Annotated in this window: 14 protein-coding genes; 7 read left to right on the top strand and 7 right to left on the bottom strand. The window is 72.1% G+C overall.

All coding sequences use genetic code 11. The annotated features are described in order from the left end of the window. Positions 1 to 3: 3 nt before the first annotated feature. Entirely contained in the window at positions 4 to 615 is a 612-nt protein-coding gene (locus tag ACVW00_RS08400) for a hypothetical protein (RefSeq protein WP_457110446.1), read from the bottom strand. 353 nt (positions 616 to 968) lie between these two features. Between ACVW00_RS08400 and ACVW00_RS08395 the strand changes: the two genes are divergently transcribed. From ACVW00_RS08395 to ACVW00_RS08370, 6 genes are all read left to right on the top strand, one after another. Beyond that, entirely contained in the window at positions 969 to 3,104 is a 2,136-nt protein-coding gene (locus tag ACVW00_RS08395) for an ATP-binding protein (RefSeq protein ID WP_457110445.1), read from the top strand. After that, a complete protein-coding gene (locus tag ACVW00_RS08390; protein WP_457110444.1) occupies positions 3,091 to 5,259 on the top strand; it encodes an ATP-binding protein in 2,169 nt (722 codons plus the stop codon). Before ACVW00_RS08395 ends, ACVW00_RS08390 begins: the two co-directional genes overlap by 14 nt. A gap of 50 nt (positions 5,260 to 5,309) precedes the next feature. Continuing rightward, entirely contained in the window at positions 5,310 to 5,837 is a 528-nt protein-coding gene (locus ACVW00_RS08385) for a CAP domain-containing protein (RefSeq protein ID WP_457110443.1), read from the top strand. An 83-nt stretch (positions 5,838 to 5,920) separates the two neighbouring features. Then, positions 5,921 to 6,769, top strand: a complete 849-nt coding sequence (locus ACVW00_RS08380; protein WP_457110442.1) for an LLM class F420-dependent oxidoreductase — start codon at positions 5,921 to 5,923, stop codon at positions 6,767 to 6,769. Positions 6,770 to 6,778: 9 nt separating this feature from the next. Next, positions 6,779 to 7,390 (top strand): TetR/AcrR family transcriptional regulator, encoded by a 612-nt coding sequence (locus tag ACVW00_RS08375; RefSeq protein WP_457110441.1) that lies wholly within the window; start codon positions 6,779 to 6,781, stop codon positions 7,388 to 7,390. 16 nt (positions 7,391 to 7,406) lie between these two features. Beyond that, the gene (locus ACVW00_RS08370; RefSeq protein ID WP_457110440.1) at positions 7,407 to 8,921 is read left to right on the top strand and encodes an FAD-dependent oxidoreductase; all 1,515 of its coding nucleotides are present in this window, start codon (positions 7,407 to 7,409) and stop codon (positions 8,919 to 8,921) included. 9 nt (positions 8,922 to 8,930) lie between these two features. On the opposite strand, the gene ACVW00_RS08365 is transcribed toward ACVW00_RS08370, so the two are convergent. The 6 genes from ACVW00_RS08365 to ACVW00_RS08340 all read right to left on the bottom strand — a co-directional run bounded on the left by ACVW00_RS08365 (position 8,931) and on the right by ACVW00_RS08340 (position 16,751). After that, entirely contained in the window at positions 8,931 to 9,665 is a 735-nt protein-coding gene (locus ACVW00_RS08365) for a hypothetical protein (RefSeq protein ID WP_457110439.1), read from the bottom strand. Then, positions 9,662 to 10,294, bottom strand: a complete 633-nt coding sequence (locus tag ACVW00_RS08360; protein WP_457110438.1) for a SatD family protein — start codon at positions 10,292 to 10,294, stop codon at positions 9,662 to 9,664. Before ACVW00_RS08360 ends, ACVW00_RS08365 begins: the two co-directional genes overlap by 4 nt. A 63-nt stretch (positions 10,295 to 10,357) precedes the next feature. Beyond that, positions 10,358 to 13,354 (bottom strand): bifunctional [glutamine synthetase] adenylyltransferase/[glutamine synthetase]-adenylyl-L-tyrosine phosphorylase, encoded by a 2,997-nt coding sequence (locus ACVW00_RS08355; protein WP_457110437.1) that lies wholly within the window; start codon positions 13,352 to 13,354, stop codon positions 10,358 to 10,360. Between the two features lie 39 nt (positions 13,355 to 13,393). Continuing rightward, positions 13,394 to 14,731 (bottom strand): glutamine synthetase family protein, encoded by a 1,338-nt coding sequence (locus tag ACVW00_RS08350; RefSeq protein ID WP_457110436.1) that lies wholly within the window; start codon positions 14,729 to 14,731, stop codon positions 13,394 to 13,396. A 108-nt stretch (positions 14,732 to 14,839) separates the two neighbouring features. Beyond that, positions 14,840 to 16,267: an FAD-binding oxidoreductase gene (locus ACVW00_RS08345; RefSeq protein WP_457110435.1), complete on the bottom strand. Its 1,428-nt coding sequence runs from the start codon at positions 16,265 to 16,267 to the stop codon at positions 14,840 to 14,842. Between the two features lie 61 nt (positions 16,268 to 16,328). Beyond that, positions 16,329 to 16,751, bottom strand: coding sequence for a RidA family protein (locus ACVW00_RS08340; protein ID WP_457110434.1), 423 nt, complete (start codon positions 16,749 to 16,751; stop codon positions 16,329 to 16,331). 114 nt (positions 16,752 to 16,865) lie between these two features. On the opposite strand from ACVW00_RS08340, the gene ACVW00_RS08335 reads away from it, so the two are divergent. After that, complete coding sequence (locus tag ACVW00_RS08335; RefSeq protein ID WP_457110433.1) at positions 16,866 to 17,996, top strand: helix-turn-helix transcriptional regulator; 1,131 nt, start codon at positions 16,866 to 16,868, stop codon at positions 17,994 to 17,996. Positions 17,997 to 18,092: the final 96 nt, after the last annotated feature.

Raw genomic sequence — 18,092 nt, 5'->3', positions numbered from 1 at the left:
CGATCAGCCGGCGGGCGTCGCCAGCCAGGGGTCGCGGAGGTCGAGGAAGCGCGGCTCCCCGGTCGCCATCGCGTTGAGCTCCTGCATCAACGCCGCAGCGTCGGCGGGTGGCTCCTTCTGCTCGCCCTCGCGCGCCGCAGCCTCGGAGGTGAAGTAGATCGCCATCGTCCAGTCGCCGTCCTCGGTGCTCGCCCACAGGGTGCCCAGGATGTCGGGCCGGAAGGACGGCCAGTCCGTGGTGTCGCCGGCCATCAGGTCACGGGCTCGACGCGCGTCGCTGACCTTGCCCTGCATCACCTGGACGAAGCCCGCCCGGTCGGGGTCGCCGTAGGTGTCGACGTCGACGACCGTGCAGTCGCGGAACTCGGGCTCGCCGTCGTAGTACGACGCCATCTGGCCCCACCACTCCCCCTGCTCCGGCCGCTCGCTGTTGCGCCGCGCCGCCTCCTCCGACTCGAAGCGCACCACGGCGACCGACGTGCCGTCGTCCGTGACTCCCCCCGTCGTGCCGAGCCACCCCTCGGCGCCGGCGCCGACGCTGGTCGCCCACGTCTCCACGTGGGTGCGCATCGCGGCAGGATCGGAGGTCCTGCCCTGGATCACCTGGACGAACATCGCGCCTCCTCGTTCCGGCCGAGATCGATGGTGCATCGACGCTACTCCCGAACGCGGCGCGCGGCGAGCATCGTGCGCGGCCTTGGCCCCAATCGTCCGATTGGGGACCTTGACCCCCATCAGCCGTCCGGCCGATGCGCACGGCGCAAAGGGGGCGTACCGTCGCATACGGGCCACGGCGTCCGGGGGGACGCCGGGGTCGCGCTCCGACAGCAGCACCCCGCGGGTGCAGCCGTCGCCGTCGGCTCGGTGTCGGGATCTCGGGTGGGGCGATGACAGGGAGGGCCGTCGGCAGACGCCTGCTGAGGGCCGAGGGGATGCCGTTTCGTGCGGAGGGCGCAGGGAGAGCGCGGATGATGTCGGAGGAGTCGACGGCGCGTTCCGCCGTACGCGAACACGGTGCCGAGCCCGATCCAGCGGGCATCGACTCCACGGTCGAGGTCAGGCGTACGCCGACGAGCCGGCTGCCGGCCATCGTGATCGCCCTGGCGACCCTGGCCGCCTCCGCCGCCCTCGGCCTGGTCGCCCACCACGTCTCCACGCGGCAGGAACGCGTCCTGCTCAAGGAGCGCACGAACGAGGTCACCACCCTGCTGACCACGACGCTCGCCAACACCGCGACAGTCCTCAGCGGGGCCGGCGCCGCAGCCGCGGCCGAAGGGCAGTCGGACCTCTTCACGAGCCTGACGACCACGACGACCGCGCAGGGCGGTGAAGTCGTCGTCGCGCGCCAGCAGGCCGATTCGTTCCACACGCTCGCGCGTGCCGGGAAGGGAGCGACGACCGTCGGTGCGCAGATTCCGGCCGACGACGCCGGCGTCGCCGATCGCGCGTTGAAGAGCAAGGGCATGGTGACCGGGATCTACACCGCCGTGACCGGCCGCCGGATCGTGCTCGCCCTCGGCGTGCCCGGACAGTCCGGCGTTGTCGCCTACATCGACAGCCCTCTCGGCGGGACCACCGCCGCGCCGACCGATCCCGAGTCGCCGTACCGGGAGCTCAACGCCGCGTTGTACGCCTCGGGCACGCGGGACGCGGGCAAGCTCGTCCTTGTCTCCGGCGCGCTTCCCAAGGCCGGCTCCGGGACGGTGACCCGCAAGGTCCCGATCGGCGCCGAGTCCTGGCTGCTCGCCGTCTCACCCCGCGAACCGCTGGTCGGCTCTCTCGCGGCCGCCTTCCCGTGGCTGGTCGTCGGCACCGGCGCAGCGCTCGCGCTGGTTCTGGGCTTCCTCGTCGAGGTGCTGATCCGGCGGCGTGCCTACGCCCTGCGGCTCGTCGAGGAGCGCACGCGCTCGCTGCTCGATGCGCGGCTCGCGGCGGAGAAGGCCAACCGGGCGAAGAGCGACTTCCTCTCGCGGATGAGCCACGAGCTGCGTACGCCGCTGAACGCCGTGCTCGGCTTCGGACAGCTCCTCGAGCTCGACGGCCTGACGCCCGACCAGGCGGAGAACGTCGGCCAGATCACCAAGGGCGGCGCCCACCTCCTCGACCTGATCAACGAGATCCTCGACATCAGCCAGATCGAGTCCGGGCACATGTCGATGAGCCCGGAGGCCGTCCTGGTCGGCGACGTCGTCGAGGCCGCGGTCAGCCTCCTCCGGCCACTCGCCGAGGAGCGAGGGGTCCACCTGATCGGCGGCACCGACCACGGCTGCGGTCACTACATCTTCGCTGACCGGCAACGGGTCAAGCAGATCCTGCTCAACCTCATCGGCAACGGGATCAAGTACAACCGCCAGGGCGGATCGGTCTCCATCAGCTGCTTCCAGGCAGTGCGCGGGACCCTGCGGATCCAGGTCACCGACACCGGTCCGGGCATCGCCGCGGACCAGCTGCACCTGCTGTTCGCGCCCTTCGAGCGTCTCGGCGCCGAGCAGACCTCTGTCCCGGGCACCGGCGTCGGCCTGGCGCTCTCGCGAGGCCTCGCCGAGGCCATGGGCGGCACCCTCGACGTCGACAGCACACCCGGGCGCGGCAGCACGTTCTGGGTGGAGTTCCCGATCGTCGAGAACCCGGTGAAGATCTTCGAGGAGGCCAACCAGCGGGCTGCCCGACCCGACGAGCAGGGTGCGCTCACCGTGCTGCACATCGAGGACAACCTCGCGAACGTGCAGCTGGTCGAGCGGGTGCTGGCCCAGCGGCCGAACCTGACCGTCGTGCCGGCCATGCAGGGCCGGATGGGCGTGGACCTGGCCCGGCGGCACCACCCGATCCTCATCCTGCTCGACCTCAACCTCGTCGACCTGCCCGGCGTCGAGGTGCTGCAGATCCTGCGCGACGACCCGGCGACCGCGGACATCCCGGTCGCGATCGTCAGCGCCGACGCGATGCCGCGCCAGGTCCAGCGGCTGCTGAGCAGCGGAGCCGTCGCCTACCTCACGAAGCCGATCGACATCCACCGGCTCCTGGACCTCGTGGACGACGCGGTCGAGAGGGCGGGCGGTCAGCACACCAGCCACGCCGGAGCGGACACCGATGGCGTCCTCTGAACCGGGGATCCTGGAACCGTTCGGCTGGTCGCCGGTGCTGATCGTGGACGACGATCCGTCCAGCGCGCTGCTCGCCCTCAAGCTGCTCCTGCGTGCTGGGCTGCGCCGGGTCGACACCATCAACGACGCACGGCAGGTCATGGACTGGGTCGACGAGCACGACCCGGACCTGATCCTGCTCGACCTGCACATGCCCTACCTCGACGGGTTCGGAGTGCTGACGGCGTTGCGCGAGCGCTCGACGTCGACCGACCTCCCGGTGATCGTGCTGACCGCCGACGACACGCTCGATGCCTCCGACCGGGCGCTCGGGCTGGGCGCGAACGACTTCCTGGTCAAGCCGCTCCAGCCGACCGCGCTGACCCACCGCGCCCGCAACCTGCTGGACATGCGGGCTGCACACCGGAGCCTGCACCGCCGGCAGCGCTGGCTCGAGGAGGCCGAGCGGTTCTCGCGCGAGCTCTTCTCCGGCGAGATCGACGAGCCGCTGCTGACCATGGCCAGCCGCTCGTTGCAGCTCGCTGACGCCGACCACGTGCTGACCATGGACTGCCGGACCGGCGTCGAGGACGAGGGATGCCTGTCCACGCCGCAGCAGTGGGTCGACCAGACCACGGCAGGAGTGTCCGGACGCCTCACGATCGGTCTCGGGCAGCGCCTCCGTGCGCAGGTCGTCGAGAAGGCGACCCCGGTCCTCATCGACGACGGCCGTCACGACCCGGACCTGGTCTTCGAGGACATCGACGAGCCGGAGATAGGCCCGATGATGCTGTTGCCGGTCGCCGGGACCGAGACACCGCGAGCCGTGGTGGGTCTGGTCCGCGACGCCGGCCGCGAGCCGTACTCGCCCAGCGACCTGGAGACGGCCCAGCAGTTCGTGACCCGGGCGGCGATCGCGCTCGAGCTCGTCGACCGGCGCGCGGACCGGAAGAGCTACCTGGACTTCTTCGAGATCCTGGTCTCGCAGGTGACCGAGTACGCCATCGTCCGGCTCGACGTCGACGGCAGGGTCGCCTCGTGGAACGTCGGTGCCGAGCGGGTGCAGGGCTACTCGGCCGAGGACGCGGTCGGCCGCCACCTCTCGCTGTTCCACCCGGACGAGGACGTGCGTGCCGGCGTACCGCAGCGACTGCTCGACGAGGCCGGGGCGACCGGGCGTGCGCACCACCAGGGCTGGGGCGTGCGCAAGGACGGCACCCGCTTCTGGGGGGAGGCGTCGCTGACGGCGCTCCGCGACGAACGCGGTGTTCTGATCGGCTACGCGCAGCTGACCCGTGACATGACCGAGTCCCGGCGACTCGAGCTCGCGCGCGAGTCGTTCTTCGCCTCTCTCTCCCACGACCTGCGGACGCCGCTCAACTCGATCCAGGGCTTCGTGGAGATGATCCCCATCGTCGACGAGCACCGTCGCGGCGAGTTCATCGAACGGGTGCAGAGCAACGTCGGTCGGCTGACGGTCCTGATCGACAACCTCCTCGACCATGCTCGTCTCCGGGCCGGGGCCGTGCCGCTGTCACCTGAGGTCGTGCACGCGGCGACTGTAGCGACCAGCTGCGTCCGCGACCTCTCGCCGCTGCTCGGCGAGCACCGGGTCGTCGTCGAGGACTCCGACCTGAGCGTGGTGGCCGACCCGGCGGCCCTGGGCCGTGTGCTCGCCAACCTGCTGGTCAACGCCGTCCGCTACTCGCCGGCCGGTACGCCGATCGAGGTCACCTTCGAGGAGGACGCCCCGGTCGGCAGGATCGTGGTCACCGACCACGGCCGTGGCATCGCGAAGGCGGACCTGGCGACGATCTTCGACGAGTTCGAACGCGGCTCGCTCGCCGAGCCCGACGGCGGGACGGGACTGGGTCTGTCCAGCGTCCGGCAGCTGGTGACCCTGCAGGACGGGACCGTGTGGATCGCCAGCGAGCCCGGCTTCGGGACGACGGTGAGCGTCGAACTCCCGCTGCCGGGTACGGGACAGGGCCTCCGACACCTGCCGAGGAGGGCCATGAACTCCAGCACACCGCCGTCGCAACGCTCCGAGTCGGCCGGCGAGCGGCCCGACCAGGACGCGGAACCGCCCGGACCCGGGATCCCCGGTCCGATCCACCCCGACGAGCCGGCCGAAGGCCCCGACACCCCGAAGGACCAGCACGCCGGGATCGGGTGAGGTTGGCCGAAACGGTTGCCAGCGGACATTCCAGACGCCACAGTGTGCGGGTGCAGAAACCCGTGTGGTTGTCGTTGCTGGTGGTGTCAGCCGTCCTGTCCGCCGGCGCGGTGTCGGCCGGGAGTGCCGGAGCGACGGGGCTGGTACGCGCCCGCGTCGTCCACGCCACGTCGACGACCGTCTCCGCGGGCACCTTCGAGACCCGACTCTTCGCCCGGACGAACCTCCGGCGCGCCAACCACGGATGCCGGCCGCTGCGGCTCAACGACGCGCTCGTGCTGGCCGCCCGGCAGCACAGCACCCGGATGGCCGCCGAGAACCAGCTGTCCCACGGGCTCGCCGACGAGCCGATCCTGCAGGCCCGCGCCGTGGGCGCCGGCTACACCGGCTGGCGGATCCTCGCCGAGAACCTGGCCTGGGGACAGGCCACCCCCGGGCAGGTGTTCGGTGACTGGGTGCGCAGCCCCGGGCACCGCGAGAACCTCGACAACTGCCGGCTCCGGGACGTCGGCGTCGGCGTGGTGATCCGCGGGGGACGGCCCTGGGTCACCGAGGACTTCGGCCGCCGTTTCGGGTGAGCCTGCGTCCCGCCCGCATTCTCATTGAGTGCACTATGATCTCCTCCTGACCGTCCGCCCGGGACGGGACCGACGGAGGATCCATGCGTCACGGCATCGTGCTGTTCACCAGCGACCGCGGCATCACCCCGGCCCGCGCGGCCAAGGCCGCCGAGGCGGCCGGCTTCGACACCCTCTACGTGCCCGAACACACCCACATCCCGGTCAAGCGCGACGCCGCCCACCCGGGCACCGGCGACGAGACCCTCCCCGACGACCGCTACCTGCGCACCCTGGATCCGTGGGTGTCGCTCGCCACGGCCGCGGCGGTCACCGAACGGATCCGGCTGTCGACAGCGGTGGCGCTCCCCGTCGAGTCCGACCCGATCACGCTCGCCAAGACGATCGCGACGCTCGACCACCTCTCCGGCGGCCGGGTGACGATCGGTGCGGGCTTCGGCTGGAACACCGACGAGCTCAGCGACCACGGGGTCCCGGCCGGGAAGCGGCGTACCGTGCTGCGCGAGTACGTCGAGGCGATGCGTGCCCTGTGGACGCAGGACGAGGCGTCCTACGACGGCGAGTTCGTCAGCTTCGGCGCCGCCTGGGCCTGGCCGAAGCCGGTGCAGGCACACGTCCCGCTGCTGATCGGCGCCGGCGCCGGACCGAAGACGTTCGCCTGGATCGCGGCCAACGCCGACGGCTGGATGACCACGCCGACGGAGAACGACGTGCCCGGTCACGCCGCAGCCCTGCGCGAGGCCTGGCAGGAGGCGGGGCGAGCGGGGTCACCGGAGATCGCCGTGCTGGTCGTGGTGCGGCCGACACCGGAGGACCTCGCCGGCTGGGAGGCAGCCGGTGTGACCGAGCTGATCTGGGGCCTGCCCGACAAGCCGGCCGAGGACGTCGAGGCGTTCATCGCCCGCCACGGCGACCGACTCGACCTCGGCTGAGGAGACGCCGTGACCCTCAGCGCCAAGGGGACGCGCCTGAACAGGCGTGGCCTGGAGACCCGCGAGCACCTGCTCCGCTCGGCCCTGCGGAGCCTGGCCGACGGCGGGCCCGATGCGGTCAGCGCGAGCTCGGTGGCGCGGGAGGCGGGCGCGACCTGGGGCACGGTCCAGCACCAGTTCGGTGACGTCGACGGGCTGTGGGCCGCGGTGCTGGAGTACGTGCTCAGCGATCGCGCCGCGATGACGCCGCAGGTCCCCGGGTCGACCGGTCTCGCGGACCGGGTCGACGCGGTCCTGGACCTGCTCTGGACCGCCATGGACCGGCCGGCGTCGCGCGCGATCCACCACCTCCGGCTGGCGCTGCCGCAGCAGCGCGACGAGCTGGAGGCGGCCTATCCGCGCACCGCTGCCGCGATCGCGCACTGGGACGAGGCGTGGACCGAGTCGGTGCAGCGCGCGTTCGACGGGCTCGAGGTCGACGCGGTTCGACTCCGCCGGGTGCGCAGCCTGCTCCCCGGCGCGATGCGCGGCCTGCACAGCGAGCAGTTCCTCAGCAGCTACACCGACTCCGCGGAGGCCCGGGCCGGACTGGCCGGGGCTCTCACGGCGTACCTCTCCTGATCCGAAAGGCAGCCCGATGTCCGACACACAACAGGTCTTCGACGTGGTCGTGGTGGGCTCGGGCGGTGGTGCAATGACCGCCGCCCACCTGACCCAGAAGCGCGGGCTGTCGACCGTCGTGGTGGAGAAGACCGACAAGGTCGGTGGCACGTCGGCGTACTCCGGTGGCGCCTGCTGGTTGCCGGGATCGGCCGTCCAGCAGCGTGCCGGGATCGCCGACTCCACCGACTCCGCCCGCGACTACCTCCGGGCGATCCTCGACGAGCCGGACCAGGACAAGGTCGAGGCGTTCCTCGAGGAGGCGCCCCGCCTGGTCGGCGCGCTCGAGGACGACCCCGCCCTGGAGTTCGAGTGGCTGCCGTTCCCGGAGTACTTCGACGCTCCGGGCCGGGTGTCGTGGGGGCGGTCGATCCAGCCGGTGAACATCCGCCGTGCCGACCTGCCGACGGAGGTCGCCGCACTCGTGCGCCCGCCCGTCGAGCGCGACCGGGCCGGCGAGGGCGGGCGCAACACCCTGAGCGGCGGTCAGTCGCTGATCGCCCGGCTGCTCTGGGCCTTCACCCGCGACGGCGGTGTCGTGCTCACCTCGCACTGCGTCGACACCCTGCTCCTCGACGGCGACCGCGTCGTCGGAGTGCGCGCCACTACCGGGGACGGCGACGTCGAGATCCGAGCGCGACGCGGCGTGCTGGTCGCGGCCGGGGGGTTCGAGCGCAACCCGGCGTGGCGCAAGCAGTACGACGTACCGGGTGACGCTGCCTGGACGATGGCACCGCGGGGCACCAACACCGGCGAGCCGATCGCCGCCGCCGTCGCGGTCGGCGCTGCGACCGACCTGCTCGACCAGGGCTGGTTCTGCCCGGGACTCCAGCAGCCGGACGGCAGCGGCACCTTCACCCTCGGGTTCCGCGGCGGCGTGATCGTCGACCGGGAAGGCAGGAGGTATGCCAACGAGTGCCTGCCCTATGACCGGTTCGGCCGGGCGATGGCCGCAGCGACCGGCCGGATCCCGTCATGGTTCGTGTTCGACTCCCGCGAGGAAGGTCGGCTGCCGGCGATCGCGATGCCGGAGGGAGATCCCGCAGAGCACCTGGCGGCGGGCACGTGGGTGCGCGGCGAGACGCTCGAGGACCTCGCCGACCAGCTGCAGCTCCCCGAGCTCGCGAGGACCGTCGCACACTTCAACGGCTTCGCGGCGAGTGGGGTGGACGACGACTTCGGCCGGGGCTCCGACGAGTACGACACGTTCTTCGCCAGCGGGGACGGTCCCAACAAGGCGCTCGTCCCGGTGGACCGCCCGCCGTTCTTCGCCGCCCGCCTCGTGCTGTCCGACCTCGGCACCAAGGGCGGCCTGGTCACCGACGCGAACGGCCGCGTCCTGCGCCCGGACGGCAGCGCGATCGCCGGCCTCTACGCCACCGGCAACTCCTCGGCCTCGGTCGTGGGTGCGGTCTACCCGGGTCCGGGTGCCCCGCTGGGCACCGCGATGGTGTTCGCATCCCTCGCCGTCCAGGACCTGGCCAGGCCCTGAGGAGCGCGCTCAGGTCGCCAGCAGTACGAGCGAACCGAGCGGCAGCAGCCAGCTGACGAAGCTCCCGACCAGGAAGTACTCGGTCAGGCGGTGGATGCGCTCCTGGTCGGGCTTGGACTGCAGCTCGGGGAACCGCAGGAGCCCCTTCGCCGCGATCACGATGCTGGCCGCGGTCAGCTGTCCGGCCAGGCCGAGACCGAGGATGAACACCCGCTCCATCGGACCCAGCAGCCGGCCGCCCTTGAGCTGGGTCTGCGGGTCGTCGATGCTGCCGTCCTTGACCGGGTTGACCGTGCCGGTGGCCGCCAGCACGAGCCGGACCAGAACATTGCCGGTCGAGAGCTGGACCAGGAACGCCCCGGCGAGGAGGAGCACGCGGTCGGCGTCCAGCCCGTCGAGCACCGGCAACGGGTCTCGCGCGAGCCAGTCCCCGAGCACTCCCCCCGTCGGCCCGGCGGCAGGTGCGAACGCGACGGCGAGGACGAACGCCGCGCCGATGAGCGCCAGCGGCACCGACGCCTTGTTGCGGCCGAATCCCTGGCGCACCGTGACACCCCAGGCGACGACCACCGCGGCGATCGCCGCCAGAGCGAGCACGTCGCGCAACCCGGTGAGCCCGCAGAGGACTCCGGCGAGCACCGCGACGCCCGCGCCGACACACTCCGGGACGATCCGCACCGGCCGGATGGAGTGGCCGACGTCGGCGATCGCGATCCCGATCATCAACAAGGCGATCCAGCTCACGCCACCCTCCCGAGTCTCTCGTCGGCGTCCACCACAGCCGCCAGTCCGTCGCTGCGGACCCGTTGCGAGACGGCCGAGGGGCTGATGGCCAGCGCCTCGGCGATCTCGCGCTGGGTCTGCCCCGACAGCAGACCACCCAGCACCGACACCGAGCGGTCCGAGAGGTCGCCGACGACGGCGTCGCGCAGCACCAGGGCAGCGCCGACGAGGTCCTGGTCAGGTCCGTCCGCACCGTCGGCGAGGCGGTACGCCGTGCTGCGGAACCGGCTGGCCGGATGCTCCTGGGCCAGCTGCACCTCGTGGATGGCATCCCGGGCCGCCCACCAGCCCGGACCGTCCTCCACCCGGGGTTCGTCCTGCAGCACGCTGACCTCGCCCCAGCCGATGCCGTGGCGCATGTCGTGGTCGGGCAGCAGCCCCAGCCGCAGCCGCAGCGATGCCCGGACCGCCTGTCCGACGGTGGCGAAGGTGCCCTGGAACTCGTCGCCCACCGTGATCCGTAGAGCGGAGACGGGCGCGGCACTGGCGTTGACCTCGTCGAGGAGGGCGGTCAGGCGGTCGTGCAGGCCGGCGCGGTCGCGTGCGCGGCGCGACGCGACCACGTCGCCGATCAGGGTGGCAGTCAGCATATGGCTTCACCTTCCATGCAATGAAGCATATACGCGGATCTCATCGAGAGTGAAGTAAATCGCTTATTCACCCCAGAAGATCCGGTCCACCACACCCCGTGCGCGGCGCGCCGTGCGCTGGTAGTCGTTGACCATGGCCGCGGTCTCGCCCGGTCCGTAGCCCAGGATGCGGGCCACCGCGGCGCGTTCGCGGGCATCGTGCGGCAGCTCGTCGGCCGGCCGGCCGCGGACGAGGACCGTCGCGTTGCGGGCCCGGCTGGCCAGCTTCCAGGCTGCGCCCAGCACCTCCGCGTCGTCCGGGTCGAGCACGCCATGGGCGACGGCGGCAGCCAGCGCCTCGGCGGTCTTCGGCGTGCGCAGGGCCGGTACGCCGCCGGCGTACTGCAGCTGCAGGACCTGGACCGTCCACTCGACGTCGGACAGTCCGCCGCGACCCAGCTTGAAGTGGGTGGTCGGATCCGCACCCCGGGGCAGCCGCTCGTGGTCGATGCGCGCCTTGATCCGGCGGATCTCGACGAGGTCGTCGTGACCCAGCCCGGTCTCGGGAAACCGCAGCGGGTCGATGAGGGCCCGGAAGCGCTCCTGCAGGTCCTTGTCACCGGCGACCGGCTCCGCGCGGAGGAGCGCCTGGGCCTCCCAGACCGCCGACCACTTGGCGTAGTAGGCGGCGAAGGAGTCGAGGGTGCGCACCAGGGGCCCCTGCTTGCCCTCCGGCCTGAGCCCGGCGTCGACCTCGAGCGCCGGATCGGTCGCCGGCAGCGCGAGCAGCCGGCGCAGCTCGTTGGCCACCGCCTGCGCCATGGCACTCGCCACCTGGGCGTCGGCACCGGGCAGCGGGTCGTGGACGAACATCACGTCGGCGTCGCTGCCGTAGCCCATCTCGTAGCCGCCGTAGCGGCCCATGGCGATGATCGCCATCCTGGTCGGCAGCGGCCGACCACGCTCCCGCTCCACCGCTCCGCTGGCAACGGCGAGGGCCGCTTCGACGGTCGCATCGGTCAGGTCGGTGAGGGCGTAGCCCACCTCGGCGACACCGAAGGGCACGCACAGGTCGGCGGCGCTGATCCGGAGCAGCTCGCGTCGCCGGATCGCACGCACGGTCCGGATGGCCTCCTCCGCGTCGCGCCGCCGCGCGGCACCGGCCAGCATCTCCGTCTGGATGGCCTCGCGACCCAGAGGGGCGAGGTCCTCCCCCAGGATCTTGACGCCCTCCGGCTCGCGCTCGAGGAGGTCCGTGGCGTAACGGCTGGTGGCCAGCACCTGCGCCAGCCGCTGGGCCGTCTGCCCTTCGTCGCGCAGCAGCTTGAGGTACCAGGGAGTGCTCCCCAGTGCGTCGGAGATCCGCCGGAAGCCGAAGAGCCCGGCGTCCGGATCCGGGGCGTCGGCGAACCACTCCAGCAGCACTGGCAGCAGGGTCCGCTGGATCGCCGCCGTGCGGGACACGCCGGACGTCAGGGCCTCGAGGTGGCGGAGCGCGGCCGGCGCGTCGGCGTACCCGAGAGCCGCGAGGCGCTGCCGGGCGGCCGTCGGCGTCAGCCTGGCGCCGTCGCCCGGGATGCGCGCGACCGCCGCCAGCAACGGGCGGTAGAAGAGCTTCTCGTGCAGCCGGCGCGCCTCGAGGCGGTGGTGGCGCCACGCGCGCTCCAGCTCGGCGACCGGGTTGCGGCGGAAGCCGAGCGAGCGGCCGATCCGGCGCAGCGCGGCCTCGTCGTCGGGCACGACGTGCGTGCGACGCAGCTGGTACAGCTGGATCCGGTGCTCGAACGTGCGCAGGAACGCATAGGCGTCGTGCAGCGACTGGCCGTCCTCCCGGCCGACGTACCCGCCCCTGATGAGCCGGTCCAGCGCACTGAGCGTGGTCGGCGGCCGGACCGTATCGTCGCTGCGTCCGTGCACCAGCTGCATGAGCTGGACGGCGAACTCCACGTCGCGCAGGCCGCCGGACCCGAGCTTGAGCTGACGGTCGGCCTCGTGGGCCGGGATGTGCTCGAGCACGCGCCTGCGCATCGCCTGGACGTCCTCGACGAACCCTTCGCGCTCGGCGGCGTGCCAGACCATCGGACCGATCGTCGCGACGTACTGCCGGCCCAGCTCGAGGTCGCCCGCGACGGGCCGGGCCTTGAGCAGTGCCTGGAACTCCCAGGTCTTCGCCCAGCGCTCGTAGTAGCCACGGTGGCTGGCCAGCGTGCGCACCAGGGGCCCGGCCTTGCCCTCCGGCCGGAGGGCGGCGTCCACCTCCCAGATGGTGCCCTCGGCGGTCTGGTCCGAGCAGACCTGCATCATCGTGGAGGCGAGCTGCGTCGCCGCCCGCAGCGCACTCTGCTCGTCGGTTCCGTGCTCGACGTCCTCGGCGACCGGCTCCGCCACGAAGATCACGTCGACGTCGCTGACGTAGTTCAGCTCGTGGCCCCCGCACTTGCCCATCGCGACGACCGCCAGCCGGCACCGCGCGGCATCCGGACCGACGCGGGCCCGGGCGACGGCCAGCGCGGCCTCGAGCGTCGCGCTGGCGAGGTCGGACAGCTCGGCCGCGACGTCCCCGAGCGCCACGTGGTGGGCGAGGTCGCGGCTGGCGAGCCGCAGCAGGACGCGGCGGTACTCCACCCGCAGCGCGTCGACTCCCTCGGCGTGCGGCAGGGTGGCGACCGGCTGGGCGGCGTCGGGGTCGGCACCGACCGCAGCCAGCAGTCCGGCGCGCACCGCGTACGCCGCCGGCCGGGTCGAGCCGAGCGTGGGGTCCCTGAGCTCGTGCCAGTGCTCGGGATGGCGCACCACGTGGTCACCGAGGGCGGCGCTCATCCCGAAAACGGAGAGCAGCCGCATCGCGGTGCCTTCGTCGTCGGCAACGGTGGAGAGCATCAGGTCGCCGTCGCTCGCCGACGCGCGCAGCCGGGTCAGGGTGTCCAGCGCCAGGTCGGGGTCGGCGGTCCGGGCGAGGAACGCGAGCAGCGGCTCCGCGGCATCGCCGAGCGCACGGAGCTGGGACGCGGCGAGCTCACTGTCGCGGAACCCCGACCGGACGAGGTTGCCCGACGACAGCACGGACGGGTCCCGGGCCACTCGCGCCTCTCCCTCGGGCTCGCCGTCTCTGGCCGACGCTCAGATGACCGGGAGCATCCGGTCGCGCTCGAAGGCCGAGACCTGACCGCGGTACTCCTCCCACTCCTGGCGCTTGTTGCGCAGGAAGAAGTCGAAGACGTGCTCACCGAGGGTGTCGGCGAGGAGCTCGGAGCGCTCGGCGATCCCGATCGCGTCGTACAGGCTCTTCGGCAGCTGCTCGAGCCCCAGCGCCTGGCGCTCGCGCTCGGTGAGCGACCACACGTCGTCCTCGGCCTCGCGCGGGAGGTCGTACTGCTCCTGCAGGCCCTTCATGCCCGCCGCGAGGACCACTGCGAAGGCGAGGTAGGGGTTGCAGGCCGCGTCGATCGTGCGCAGCTCGATGCGGGTGGACTGGCCCTTGTTGGGCTTGTACATCGGCACCCGGACCATCGCCGAGCGGTTGTTGTGCCCCCAGCAGATGTAGGAGGGGGCCTCGCCGCCACCGATCAGGCGCTTGAAGGAGTTCACCCACTGGTTCGTGACAGCGGTGATCTCGGGGGCGTGGTGCAGGATGCCGGCGATGAAGTGCCGGCCGGTCTTGGAGAGCTGGTACTCGGCGCCACCCTCGAAGAAGGCGTTCCGGTCGCCCTCGAACAGCGACACGTGGGTGTGCATGCCGGAGCCCGGGTGCTCGGTGAACGGCTTCGGCATGAAGCTCGCCCACACGCCCTGGCTGAGCGCCACCTCCCGCACCACGGTGCGGAACGTCATGATGTTGTCGGCAGTGGAGAGCGCGTCGGCGTACCTGAGGTCGATCTCCTGCTGGCCCGGGCCGCCCTCGTGGTGGCTGAACTCCACCGAGATCCCCATCGACTCCAGCATCGTGATCGCCTCGCGGCGGAAGTCCGAGCCCGCGCTCTGCGCCGTGTGGTCGAAGTAGCCGCTCTGGTCGACCGGCACCGGCGGATGGCCCGTCTCCGGCTGGCCCTTGAACAGGTAGAACTCGATCTCGGGGTGCGTGTAGAAGGTGAAGCCCTGGTCGGCGGCGTTCTGCAGGGTCCGCTTCAGCACGTAGCGCGGGTCGGCGTACGACGGCGAGCCGTCGGGCATCGCGATGTCGCAGAACATCCGCGCGGTCGCCGGGCCGTCGCCGCGCCACGGCAGGATCTGGAAGGTCGACGGGTCAGGGCGCGCCAGCATGTCCGCCTCGGTGACCCGGGCGAAGCCCTCGATCGCGGAGCCGTCGAAGCCGATGCCCTCGACGAACGCACCCTCCAGCTCGGCCGGCGCGATCGCGACCGACTTCAGGTAGCCGAGCACGTCGGTGAACCACAGCCGCACGAAGCGGACGTCACGCTCTTCGAGTGCCCGCAGCACGAAGTCTTCCTGCTTTCCCATGGCCGCAACTGTAGGGCCAGGCGCAGGTACGCCGGATCGCGACTCAGCGGGTGGCCGGCATCGGTCCGGAGCCGGCCGGATGCGGGGACCGCACCCGACCGGCCGGAGTCATCGGCGCGCGGTGATCTGGTGGTTGCCCACGATCACGCCGTCCGGGTCGACCCGCTCCCGGACCGCGACCAGCCGAGCCCAGGCGTCGGGCTCGAAAGCCGTGCTCACGTCGACCGGGCGCTCGACCAGGTTGAGGTAGCTGCGCCCGGTCTCGCTGGGCGCCAGCGCAGCCATCGCGACGTCGATGTCCGCCGCGCCACGTGCCGCCAGCTCCGGCGTCGGGGCCATCGCGACGAAGTAGGCGGCGTAGGCGCCGCCCATGGTTGCCATCGCCCCGGCGGCCGCGGGCGCCTCGGCAAGTGCCCCGCCGAGCTGGCGGAGCTCCGCCATCAGGATCGAGGTCGTCGCACCTGCTCCGACGGCGGCGGTGAAGCGCGCGATACCGGCCTCGTCGAGCGTGGCCACCAACGTGCCCCGGCCCACCGCAGGAGTCGGACCCTCCGGGTCCATGTGCATCCGGAGGATCCCGGCGGCCGGCACCCGCTGCCAGGTGTCGAGCTCCGGCTCCAGCGCCCGGAAGTCCGCAAGGATCTCCTCGGCCCGCGCGTCGTCGGCGTTCACCGCTCCGTCGAGGATCACCAGTGCGCGCCCACGGAAGGCCTCGGGGATCTGCGGGAGCGGCGGGAACCTCATCGCGCGCAGCGACGTGCTCACCTCTGCCGGCGCGCTTCCCGACCACGCGTTCCATCGGCGCAGGACGGTTCCGTAGTTGCTGATGTCCCAGACCATCTGACCGGCGTACACGTCGCTGATGGGGAGCAGTCCGAGCTCGATCGCCGTGACCACCCCGAAGTTCCCGCCGCCGCCGCGCAGGGCCCAGAACAGCTCCGGGTCGTGCTCAGCATCGGTGCGCACCAGCTCACCGTCGGCGGTCACGAGCTCGATCGCGGTGACGGCGTTGCAGGTCATGCCGTGCTGGCGGGCGTACCAGCCGATGCCGCCGCCGAGCGCGAGCCCGGCCACGCCGACATCGGGCGACGAACCGTGCAGCGCTGCGAGCCCGTGCTCGGCGGCCGCGTCGACGAGCTGCTCGGAGAGGGCGCCGGCCCCGACGCGCGCGATGCGGGCGGCAGGGTCGACGCTCACCTGGTTCAACGCGGTGGTGCGCAGGAGCACGACGTCGTCGAGGCTGAGGTCGCGCAGCGCCTGCGCGCCGTGGCCGGTGCCCTGGGGTGCGATCCTCAGGCCCACCGCACGGGCGGCCCGGACGACGGCGCGCACCTCCTCGGCGGTGGACGGTGTGGCAACCGCCGCGGGTCGTTGCTGCACCGCAACGTTCCACGGCATCCGGCCGGTGTCGTAGGCCGGGTCGCCCGGCAGCGCGACGAGGCCGGCACATCTCGCCCGGAGCTGGTGCGCCGCGGCCGAAGGGGTCGCGGTCGGACCGGTCGTGGCGTGGGGCGCCACGGGTACGTCGGTGGTCATCGTGATGTTTCCTTTCGATGGAGCTTCTGGTTGTCCGAGACTTCTTGTCCCGAGTCGTGGGTCAGCGCACCGCGAGTGCGTCGATGCAGACGGTCATGCCGCGCACCGGCAGCCGGCGTACCTCGAGGAAGGTCGTCGGCGGCCGGGCGTCGAAGTCGGCGAGGTGCTCCACCGCGGCGTCGTAGCAGTCGAGCAGGACGTCGAGATCTGTGGAGCACACCCGCAGCTGGGCGACATCCGGCCAGCCCAGCCCTCCCGCCGCCAGGACGGCGCCGACGTTCGCCAGCGTCAGCAACAGCTGGGCGACAGGGTCGTCGAGGTGCAGCAGCCGACCATGCTCGTCGAACGGGCCCTGCCCGGCGACGGTGAGCAGGCTGCTCACTGCATCGCGCCGCTGACCCTGGTCGTGGCCGTCGCACACGACGGCGGCCGACGGGTTGAGGGCGACGGGCGGTGCGGCGAGTCGGGAGGTGGTGGTCTGCATGCCGTCGAGTCTTGGCCGGACCACCGGGCACGGACCATCCCAGTCCTTGGGGTGTTTCGACCCCCCACAACTCTGGGATGGCGCCCGCGGCGACCCTTCACGCACACTTCATCCATGAGCCGGGACCTCACTGCGCGGCGGGTGCAGCGCGACATCGACGTGATCGCCCGCGCCGGTCTCGAGACCCGGGACTTCCTCGCCGAGGCGATCGCCTCCCTGGGCCGCGTGGTCCCCCACGTCGGCGCCTGCGTCGCCCACCTAGACCCGAGCACGCGCCTCAACACCGGCGCGCACAAGTTCGGTGACCTGCTCGGCCGCGACGAGCACGATGCCCAGTGGGGACTGCTCGAGTTCACCCCGCCCAACCCCGTGGCGCTACGGGAGCTCGCTGCTCGCAACCTCCCGGCGGTCGCCATCCAGGAGTGGAACCGCACCGGCGACGAGCCGACCTCACGCCTCGACGACTTCATGCGGCCGAACTTCGACTACGGCGACGAGCTGCGGACCGTGTTCCGCGACGGCGACCAGGTCTGGGGAGGGATGTCGATCTTCCGCGGTGACTCCGACCGCCCCTTCGACGCGGCGGACGTGGCGTTCATGTCCTCGCTCTCCACGGCATTTGCTCTGGGCATGCGCACCGGGCTGCTCGCCGGGCTCATGTCGGCGGCGGCGGTCCCGGCCTCCGGGCCGGCCGTGCTCATCGTCGGCGCGGACGACACCATCACGCAGCTCAGCGACGGAGCCGAGGAACGGCTCACCGAGCTCACGACGAGCACCGAGCTGCCGACCGGTGTCGTCGCTGCGCTGGTGGCGGCTGCCCGGCGGTACGCCGCCGGCACCCTTGACCACCCTCCGCGGTGCCGCACGCGCGGGCGCAACGGCATGTGGCTGACGCTGCACGCCACCACGCTGAGTGCGCGTGACGGCGCCGCCGGCGATGTCGTCGTGACGATCGACGAGGCGCGGCCCCCGGAGATCGTGCCGCTGGTGGTCGCTGCCTTCGACCTGACGCCACGCGAACGCGACGTCACGCTGCTGGTGCTCCAGGGGGTCGAGACCAAGGAGATCGCAACGAGGCTGCACCTCTCGCCCTACACCGTGCAGGACCACCTGAAGTCGGTCTTCGACAAGGCGTGCGTGCGCAGCCGGCGCGAGCTGATCGCCCGGATCTACTTCGACCAGTACGTCCCGCGGATGGGCACCGACATCGGCCCCTCGGGGTGGTTCGCCGCCGTCGAGTCCTAGGACCGCAGCAGCCGGGCGAAGGCCGCGGCCCACCGGCTGCCACGCGGCCTCGAGCTCACTGCCCGCCGAGATCATCTCGGCCAGCCGCCGGTCGAC

This window comes from Marmoricola sp. URHA0025 HA25, assembly GCF_054059435.1.
Note: the sequence above shows the minus strand (reverse complement) of the source record. Positions and strands in the feature narration are given on the sequence as shown.

What these genes read in the sequence shown, in the direction of transcription:
- ACVW00_RS08350 (WP_457110436.1), bottom strand. Translation starts at nt 14,731, where the DNA reads ATGGGAAAGCAGGAAGACTTCGTGCTGCGGGCACTCGAAGAGCGTGAC.
- ACVW00_RS08335 (WP_457110433.1), top strand. Translation starts at nt 16,866, where the DNA reads ATGAGCCGGGACCTCACTGCGCGGCGGGTGCAGCGCGACATCGACGTG.
- ACVW00_RS08360 (WP_457110438.1), bottom strand. Translation starts at nt 10,294, where the DNA reads ATGCTGACTGCCACCCTGATCGGCGACGTGGTCGCGTCGCGCCGCGCA.
- ACVW00_RS08390 (WP_457110444.1), top strand. Translation starts at nt 3,091, where the DNA reads ATGGCGTCCTCTGAACCGGGGATCCTGGAACCGTTCGGCTGGTCGCCG.
- ACVW00_RS08345 (WP_457110435.1), bottom strand. Translation starts at nt 16,267, where the DNA reads ATGACCACCGACGTACCCGTGGCGCCCCACGCCACGACCGGTCCGACC.
- ACVW00_RS08370 (WP_457110440.1), top strand. Translation starts at nt 7,407, where the DNA reads ATGTCCGACACACAACAGGTCTTCGACGTGGTCGTGGTGGGCTCGGGC.
- ACVW00_RS08340 (WP_457110434.1), bottom strand. Translation starts at nt 16,751, where the DNA reads ATGCAGACCACCACCTCCCGACTCGCCGCACCGCCCGTCGCCCTCAAC.
- ACVW00_RS08380 (WP_457110442.1), top strand. Translation starts at nt 5,921, where the DNA reads ATGCGTCACGGCATCGTGCTGTTCACCAGCGACCGCGGCATCACCCCG.
- ACVW00_RS08395 (WP_457110445.1), top strand. Translation starts at nt 969, where the DNA reads ATGATGTCGGAGGAGTCGACGGCGCGTTCCGCCGTACGCGAACACGGT.
- ACVW00_RS08400 (WP_457110446.1), bottom strand. Translation starts at nt 615, where the DNA reads ATGTTCGTCCAGGTGATCCAGGGCAGGACCTCCGATCCTGCCGCGATG.